Genomic DNA, 3,316 nt, shown 5'->3' on the forward strand with positions numbered 1-3,316 from the left:
TCGTTTCACAGGATGATGACGGAACCGTTAATGGTTGCGCGAGATTGTTGCCGACGGATCGCCCATATCTGCTCGGTGAGGTGTTTCCGCAGTTGCTCAATGGGCAGACCCCACCATCCAGCCCAGACATATGGGAGCTGTCCCGCTTTGCGGCTGTTGATTTTTCCAATCAAATGTCTTCCGCCATGGGGCAGTTCTCATCCGAGATCGCGGTGGAGCTTCTTCGCCGTTCGATTGCTTGTGCTGCAGAACATGGTGCTAAAGGCCTGATTACTGTATCGCCGCTTGGTGTAGAGCGCTTACTGAGGCGCGCCGGTTTCCGCTCGCATCGCGCAGGGCCGCCGATGATCATCGATGGGCATCCAATCGTTGCATGCTGGATCGATGTATTGGCGAATATTGAAGGCTAGGGGGCATGGTAGCAAAGTGAAAAACTTCGCGATGCTGGTGACTGGAGTTGGGCGGAGTAAAGGCAAGCAGCCGAGTAAATCTACCTAAAGGTCCTGCTGATCAGTATTTTGACCATACCGCTCAGGCATGCGGTATGCAATGCCAAAATTGAATATAGATACAAGGCCAGAAGGATCAATGCACCACACAGGTCAAGACATGATTTGGCTGATCGGCAGTTTGTCGCGCATCTTCCGTTTACCTTTCGATTCGCAACTCATTCGTCAACAGTTCCCACCGCCTTACTCGCGCGTGGCAGTGCTCAATGCATTGCAGGCGTTGGACTTCAAAGTCGGTGAGCGAAATCTGGATAACAAGACACTCGCAACGCTTGAACAGCTTCCGTTCCCGGCAGTCGCTTTTCTGCGCCCCCAGCCTGCAGAGCAGACGGCTGACAAGCCAGATGCCGAGCAGGACAAGCCTTCTGCCAAACCTGATGATGCTGAACAGGAAGAAGCAAAAGAAGCGCCCGTCCTCACTGTTCCCGTGTTGCTCATCAAGGCCAGCGGCGGACAGCTGATGTTTTTCCGAGCCGGATCGGAGTCGCCCGAAACGATCGCGATAGCAGAATTCTTCAAACTATTCCGCACCGACATCCTGCTGATCGCGCGCAAGGAACAGAACGCAAGCGAAGGGGAGGAAGCTGCCAGTTCGCCCAAGGAGCCTGAACCGTTCGGCTTCCGCTGGTTCATCCCCGAGCTGATGAAACACAAGCGCATCTGGCGCGATGTGTTGATCGCCTCGCTTGCGATTCAGCTAGTCGGGCTCGTCACGCCGTTGTTCACCCAGGTCATCATCGACAAGGTCGTGGTACACCAGACGCAGAGCACACTCATCGCCATCGCGGTAGGGCTGGTCATGTTCATGCTGTTTTCCAGCGCTATGACCTGGCTACGGCAATATTTTGTGCTGCATACCGGCAACCGCATCGATGCCGTGCTGGGCAGTCATGTCTTCCGCCACATGCTGCACTTGCCGATACCGTATTTCGAGCAAAGACCTACGGGTACGCTGGTGGCCCGCCTGCATGGTGTTGAGACCGTGCGCGAATTCATCACTGGTGCGGCGGTATCGCTTTTGCTGGATTTCCCCTTCCTGCTCATCTTCCTCGCGGTGATGTTCTGGTACAGCTGGCAGCTGAGCCTCATCGCCTTGCTGCTGATGTCGTTGATCACTCTGGCCAGCTTGCTGGTTACGCCAGCGCTACGTGATCGGCTCAACGAACAGTTCATGCTGGGGGCCAAGAACCAGGCCTTCGTTACCGAGTACATCGCCGGTATGGAAACCGTTAAATCCTTGCAGATGGAGCCCGTGCTGGTGCAAAAATACGGCGACTATCTGGCGCAGTATCTCGCCGCAGGCTTTGCCACCAAGCAACTCTCGAACTCGTTCAACGTCGTGGTCAATGCCTTGGAGCAGGTCATGACGCTGTCCATTCTGGTGGTCGGCGCATTGCTGGTGATGCAGAACGACGGCTTCACCATCGGTATGCTGGTTGCATTCCAGATGTTCGCTTCGCGCATGACGCAGCCCATGTTGCGCCTGGCCAGTCTTTGGCAGGAATTCCAGCAAGCAGATATTGCGGTGAAGCGTCTCGGGGACTTGATGGATGTGCCGAACGAACCCTATTCCCTGACGCCGGCGCGCGCGCAAGGTGGAGCAGGGGGCTGTGTTGAACTCAAGGATGTCAGCTTCCGCTACAGCGACAAGCATCCTTACCTGTACCGCAATCTCACACTCACCCTGCAAGCAGGCAAGCTCACCGTGCTGATGGGCCCCTCAGGGTGCGGCAAGAGTACGCTGGCCAAGATGCTGCAAGGTTTCTACTGGCCGAGCGACGGTAGCATCCTGCTTGATGGCTACGACCTGCGCCATCTCGCTGCCAATGAGCTGCGTGCCAACTTCGGCGTCGTACCGCAAGAGACACGCCTGTTCTCCGGCACCATCTACGACAACCTGCAACTTGCCAACCCGCACGCCGGTTTCGAAGAGATCGTGCACGTGTGCAAGATGGCCGAGATCCATCAAGTTATCGAACAACTGCCGCAGGGCTACCAGACGCCAGTCGGCGAGAACGGCGTCGGCCTTTCCGGCGGACAGCGCCAGCGCATCGCCATCGCCCGTGCCCTGCTCAAGCATCCGCGTGTGCTCATCTTCGACGAAGCGGTAAGCAACCTCGACACGCAGACCGCCGAACACTTCGCCGCCACCATCAACAAGCTCAAGGGCCAGGTCACCATGCTTTTCATTACTCACCAGTTGCCCAAGGCATTACAGGTGGATGAAGTGCTCAAGTTCGGCATGCCGGAAGCGGGGGCGGGCCACAACTCCGCTACTACCGTTGCTCATGCATCCCCGGTGCGATAAGGACAGCATGCGGGGCATGGGACCGATTCAAAGTACATCGTTTGGCGGTTTGCTTATTGTATGGGCTTGTCTGACGGCAACGGATGCTTATGCACTCACCTTCAAGGAAGCGATGGAGCGTGCTGTAGCCAACGATCCACAATTCATTGCCGCACAAGCCAACCGTCAGGCCTCGCAAGCGCGCGTCACGCAGGCGGCTGCCGAGAATTTCTTCCAGGGCAGCATCTCCGTCAGCGCCAGTAATAATCGGCGCGAATACCAAACGCGCACAGCACCCCCCACCCAGTATCCGCTCGAAGCCTACAACATGAGTTCGGCGCAGCTTAGTTTTACCCAGCCGTTGTGGCGGCATGGCAACTGGATAGCGTTCATGCAGAGCAAGATCGGCCTGGAGCAGGCGGACTATCAGTTGCAGGCTGCCGGGCAGGACATGCTGATCCGGCTGACGCAAACCTGGTTTGACGTCATGCAGGCGCGCGACAACCGGATCGTCGCCGAA

The 3,316-nt window shown here is 57.0% G+C and carries 3 protein-coding genes; all 3 read left to right on the top strand.

From position 1 onward, the window contains the following. Positions 1-410 (top strand): acyl-homoserine-lactone synthase (locus ACYPYQ_RS13480; RefSeq protein WP_459724430.1); only part of this gene is annotated, 410 nt, incomplete at its 5' end. Between the two features lie 199 nt (positions 411-609). Beyond that, positions 610-2,817 carry a peptidase domain-containing ABC transporter gene (locus ACYPYQ_RS13485; protein WP_459724431.1) on the top strand — a complete coding sequence of 736 codons (2,208 nt, stop codon included), beginning with the start codon at positions 610-612 and terminating at the stop codon, positions 2,815-2,817. 16 nt (positions 2,818-2,833) lie between these two features. Next, positions 2,834-3,316, top strand: a 483-nt coding sequence (locus ACYPYQ_RS13490) for a TolC family protein (RefSeq protein ID WP_459724433.1), incomplete at its 3' end; no start/stop codon positions are given.

Source organism: Sideroxyarcus sp. TK5 (assembly GCF_054601595.1).